5 protein-coding genes are annotated in these 5,330 nt (G+C 45.0%); all 5 read left to right on the forward strand.

Translation table 11 applies throughout. The annotated features are described in order from the left end of the window. The coding region (locus B3D59_RS17785) for a chemotaxis protein CheW (protein ID WP_286822483.1) at positions 1 to 2,022 on the forward strand (2,022 nt) is incomplete at its 5' end. A gap of 37 nt (positions 2,023 to 2,059) precedes the next feature. Continuing rightward, the gene (locus B3D59_RS17790) at positions 2,060 to 2,509 is read left to right on the forward strand and encodes a chemotaxis protein CheW (protein WP_286822484.1); all 450 of its coding nucleotides are present in this window, start codon (positions 2,060 to 2,062) and stop codon (positions 2,507 to 2,509) included. Further along, complete coding sequence (locus B3D59_RS17795; RefSeq protein WP_286822485.1) at positions 2,509 to 3,591, forward strand: protein-glutamate methylesterase/protein-glutamine glutaminase; 1,083 nt, start codon at positions 2,509 to 2,511, stop codon at positions 3,589 to 3,591. Before B3D59_RS17790 ends, B3D59_RS17795 begins: the two co-directional genes overlap by 1 nt. A 32-nt stretch (positions 3,592 to 3,623) precedes the next feature. After that, positions 3,624 to 4,466 (forward strand): CheR family methyltransferase, encoded by an 843-nt coding sequence (locus B3D59_RS17800; protein ID WP_286822486.1) that lies wholly within the window; start codon positions 3,624 to 3,626, stop codon positions 4,464 to 4,466. 12 nt (positions 4,467 to 4,478) lie between these two features. Beyond that, positions 4,479 to 5,330 (forward strand): HEAT repeat domain-containing protein (locus B3D59_RS17805; protein WP_286822487.1); only part of this gene is annotated, 852 nt, incomplete at its 3' end.

A 5,330-nucleotide genomic window follows, 5' to 3' on the forward strand; every position in this document is an offset into this window, starting at 1 on the left:
ACACGGATGCAGCCTATTGCCAATATCCTGAACAAATTTACCCGGGTGGTCAGGGACTTGTCCCACCAGTTGGGAAAATCCATAGAACTGGAAATTGAAGGCAAGGATGTTGAGCTGGATAAAACCATCTTGGAATCCATCAATGACCCGCTAACCCACCTTGTAAGAAACTCCGTTGACCATGGTATTGAAACGCCTATGGAAAGGGAACAGATGGGTAAAAATGGCACTGGAAAAATTATTTTAAAGGCATTCCACGATGCCGGTCAGGTCAACATCGTCATCTCAGACGATGGCCGAGGCCTGAATCCTGACAAAATAGCCTCATCTGCCCTTGAAAAAGGTCTGATATCGGAATCAAGGGTGGCGGAAATGTCGGACAAGCAGAAAACAGAACTGATTTTTCTGCCGGGATTTTCAACTGCCAAAGAGGTCACGGATGTGTCCGGACGTGGTGTAGGTATGGATGTGGTGGTCACAAACATTGAGGCGTTAGGCGGCATTATAGAACTGGATTCAACACCCGGACAGGGAACTGACATTCAGATCAAGCTGCCTTTGACCCTGGCCATTATTCCCAGCCAGATCACCTCTGTGGGCAATGAGCGCTATGCCGTTCCCCAGGTCAACCTCAACGAACTGCTCAGGATTCCGGCAAGCCAGATCAAAGAAAAAATTGAAAAAGTTGGGGATGCGGAGGTTGTCCGGCTCAGAGGTGAGCTGCTTCCCCTTCTGAATTTAGCGGACATGCTCGGTATAGAGCGCACGTTTGTTGATCCGGAAACCGGCGAAGAACGCGAAGAGCGCAGGATCAGGCTTTCTGACCGCAGATCAAGGGTCCACATCCCTGGAAAGGCTCCTGATTCTGGGGATAAAACAGAAAGCGAAACAAAAAGAGCAAAAGGCGACCGCCGGTATCATGCCGCATCTGCGATCAATATTGCGGTTGTATCTGCCGGGGCATTCAAATACGGCCTTGTGGTAGATCAGCTTCATGACTCCGAAGAAATCGTCGTGAAACCTGTGGGACGTCATTTAAAGAAATGCACAGCCTATGCCGGTGCCACGATTATGGGTGACGGCAAGGTTGCTTTAATCCTTGATATCTCCAACCTTGCCCAGATGGCCGAACTTTCTGCCGTTGCCGAAGCAAGCCAGAATGCTGCCAAGGCCGCAAAAGACGAAGAAGCGGCCAGAGGTGATAAGGTCGCGTTACTGACATTCAAAAATAATGAAAAAGAACATTTTGCTGCGCCGTTAAGTATTGTGGAACGTATTGAACGTATCAAGACATCCGACATTGAACAGATCGGCAACCGTAAGGTTGTGCAGTACCGCGGCGGTTCCCTTCCCCTGTATGAACTGTCCCAGGTGACAAACGTTGAACAACTGCCGAAAAGGGACCAGCAGGAAGTTATTGTGTTCAAGGTTAAAGACCGGGAATTAGGGCTTATGGTTACCCCGCCTGTAGATGCCCAGGAAGTTGTGCTCAACATAGACAGTTCTACTTTGAAACAGCCTGCCATCAGCGGCTCCATGATCATCAACAACCATACCACGTTACTGGTTGATATTTTCGAACTGGTTAAAATTTTAAACCCGGATTGGTTTGACGCCGAAGCCAAGGCAGCAGCAACCATGGCTGAAGACGGAGAAAAAATTATACTTTTTGCCGAAGATTCGGCCTTTTTCAGAAACCAGGTTAAAAAATTCATGGAAGAGGACGGCTTCAAGGTCATTGAAGCTGAAGACGGACTTATTGCCTGGGAATTGTTAAAAGAACGCGTTGACGATATTGACCTGGTTGTAACGGATCTGGAAATGCCCAACATGGATGGATTTGAATTCACCAAGCGAATTAAGAGTGATCCTATCTACTCACATCTTGGGGTTATTGCCTTGACCTCCCTTGCCAGTGAAGCACATATTGAAAAAGGTAGATCCGCGGGTATTGACGAATATGAGATCAAACTTGACAGGGAGAAACTGATGGCTGTTATCAGAAAATACACGAATTTATAAAACACCCACAAAGAAGATACCCGTTAAGGAGATTTACATGAAAAAAGAGACCAAAGAAACCACATCCAATGACATAGAGTTCTCCACGTTCTATGTTGGCGGGGCCGTCTGTGGAATCGACATATTAAATATTCAGGAAATCAATAAACATTTTGAAATTACACAGGTACCCCAGTCATCTGAATACATCAAAGGGATATTAAATCTTCGGGGCAGAATTGTAACCATTATTGACCTGGGCAAAAAATTAGGTCTGGCCCCGGTCGTCCCAAGCAAAGACAACCGCAACATCATAGTCAATTCTGAAGATGAGCATATCGGACTTCTGGTGGATGCCATCTCCGATGTGGTCATCACCCAAAAGGAAAATATAGAGGCGGCACCTTCAAATATCGGAGGTGTCAAAGGTAAATATTTCCAGGGCGTTTTAAAAACAAAAAATCAGTTGATCGGCATTCTTAATATTGATGAGGTGCTCAAAGAATAATGAACACCATCAAAGCGCTTGTGGTTGATGACACAATTGTCTACCGGAAAATTGTTGGAGACGCACTCAAACAGATGCCGGGCATTGAGGTGGTAGGTACGGCCAACAACGGGAAAATTGCCCTTTCAAAAATTAAAACCCTCAAACCGGATTTGATAACCTTGGATATCGAAATGCCGGAAATGAACGGCATTGAACTCCTTCAGGAACTTCAGAACATGGAGAGCCCGCCCTTGGTGATCATGGTTTCCACCCTGACCCACCAGGGAGGTGCCTTGACCCTGAGGGCCCTGGAACTTGGTGCTTTTGACGTTCTGCCCAAGCCCGAAGACGGAAAAATGGCAGAGAATATGCTTAAAATTCAAAAAACCCTTGAGCCTATTGTACGCCATGTCAAACGCCATAAATTCGGAATAATTGATCCACCGGCCAGACTCAAACCCGCGGTGCCGGTTCCAGATAGGGTTTTCCATAGCCCGGCAAAGCCCAGACCGGCCGGCATCAGGTCAAAATCTGAAATTATAGGTATCGGTATATCTACCGGCGGTCCAAATGCATTGACAAAAATGATACCAATGCTGCCCAAGGACCTCAAGGTACCGGTTCTCATTGTACAGCATATGCCGCCTGTATTTACGGCATCCCTTGCCGACAGCCTGAATAAAAAATCAGCCCTTGAAGTCATAGAGGCCAAGGATGGGGATATCATTAAGCCCGGCAAAGTCTTTATTGCACCTGGGGGAAAACAGATGAAAATTGTTGCAGGGGCAGACGGTTTCACCCGAAAAATAAAAATTACGGATGATCCGCCTGAAAATTCGTGCAAACCCTCGGCAGATTACCTGTTTCGCTCCATTGCCCAGCACTATGTTGGAAGATCCACAGGCGTCATCATGACTGGTATGGGCTCTGACGGATCAAAAGGGCTCGTTCAGATGAAAAACAACGGCAGTTTCATTATTGCCCAGGATGAAAAAACATGTACCGTTTACGGCATGCCCAAAGAGCCTATTGAATCCGGGATAGTCGATATCATCGCACCATTAGAAAAAATTGCAGATGAAATCGTAAAAACCGTTTAACCTGAAACCCAGCCGATACCGACACGATATTTATGAGTAAAATCAAAGTAAGTCCGGAGGAGTTTAAATTATTTTCCCAATATATTCTGGATATATCCGGGATTGCGCTAACTGTTGGAAAAGAATACCTTCTGGAAACCAGACTCAATCCTCTGCTTGCCAAATACCAGTGCAATTCATATGCGGATTTGATGAAAAAATCCAAACTCGGTTTTAACAAAGAGCTGGAAGGCGAAATTATTGATGCCATTTCCACCAATGAAACCTATTTTTTCAGGGATAAATCACCGTTTAAACTTCTCCAGCATAAGATACTGCCGGACCTGATTGATAAGCGTTCAAAAAAGAGTATTGGCAAACCTACCATAAAAATATGGAGTGCCGCCAATTCAACGGGGCAGGAAGTGTACAGTCTTGCCATGACCATGATTGAAATGGGTGTAACGATTGACAAGTACAATATCCGACTGTTTGGTACGGATATCTCTGATGCAGCCATTGCCAAAGCCAGTTACGGCGTTTACAACAAATTTGAAGTGGCACGCGGACTTGAGCCTGCCCGGCTTAACAGATTCTTTCAACCCAAGGAGGATAAATATAAAGTTAAAGACGAGCTTCGAGCCATGGTTCAGTTCAAAAAAATGAACCTGATGAAACCGTTTATCGGTATCGGAAAATTTGATATTATCCTTTGCCGAAATGTAATGATATATTTCACCACTGAGGATCGCCGAAGAATATATTCAAATATTTCAAAGGTCATGGAACCGGACGGCTACCTTTTGATTGGTTCCACAGAATCCTTGGTAAATGACACAGACCTTTTTGCCTCTTTCAGATATTTAAATTCGGTATTTTACCAGTTTAAGGGTTAGCGAAGTGACGTTATGGGTGGTATTAATGCACAAGATTTTATTAATGAACTGATTTTCTGTCTCAACGAAAAAGATATAGTTAAAGCCAAGGCCCTGCTTCAATTTGCATCGGATTCCAACGTTGATGTTCAAGTACAGAAAATGGCCCTTGCAGAGCTGGCAAAAGGACCTGAAAACGTAGTTTTCTCTCTGCTTGAATACCTCACTAAAATAGAGATTTCCAACGCAGATGTCCAGGAAAGCCTGTATGATCTGATTCTGGACAAAGCATACGGCAATACCAATCTGGTCATAGAATATATTATCAACAACGAAAAAAGGACCCGGATTCAATTTATCCGTGCAGCCGGAGATCTGTTCCTTGAAGAAACAATCCCGGTACTGATCCAGATTGTGCAGGGTGAAAAAGACCCGGAAATTATTATTCCGGCCATTAAATCACTTGCGGTATTCCGCAAACCCGAACATATTGAAATATTTGCTTCGGTTACCACGCATTCAGACACCGACATTATCAGAGCTGCCATTTTCGCCATCGGTGCCATGCCCAATCCCCAGGCAGCAGACACCCTGATAAGCTTTCTATGCGAAGATGAAACCATAAACAAACTCGTTGTCCAGGCCTTAGCAGATAAGCAGGAGCTTTATGATCTGGAAAAAATAACCTTTCTTTTATCGTCCCCCGTCACCATTATCAGGGATACAGCCATTGATGAACTTATCAATATGGGCAAAAAGGCCACACCGCTTCTCACAAAGGCATTCCAGAATGCGGAAGCCGACTATATGGTGCACCTGATCACCACCCTTGGCTACATTGAGGATCAGGCTGCCATTCCCGCCATCATGGACATTATCAATACC

This window comes from Desulfobacter sp. UBA2225, assembly GCF_002348205.1.
Classification (GTDB): domain Bacteria; phylum Desulfobacterota; class Desulfobacteria; order Desulfobacterales; family Desulfobacteraceae; genus Desulfobacter; species Desulfobacter postgatei.

Bases quoted from the DNA above. Each gene is read 5' to 3' on its own strand.
- B3D59_RS17795 (WP_286822485.1), top strand. From the start codon at position 2,509: ATGAACACCATCAAAGCGCTTGTGGTTGATGACACAATTGTCTACCGG.
- B3D59_RS17800 (WP_286822486.1), top strand. From the start codon at position 3,624: ATGAGTAAAATCAAAGTAAGTCCGGAGGAGTTTAAATTATTTTCCCAA.
- B3D59_RS17790 (WP_286822484.1), top strand. From the start codon at position 2,060: ATGAAAAAAGAGACCAAAGAAACCACATCCAATGACATAGAGTTCTCC.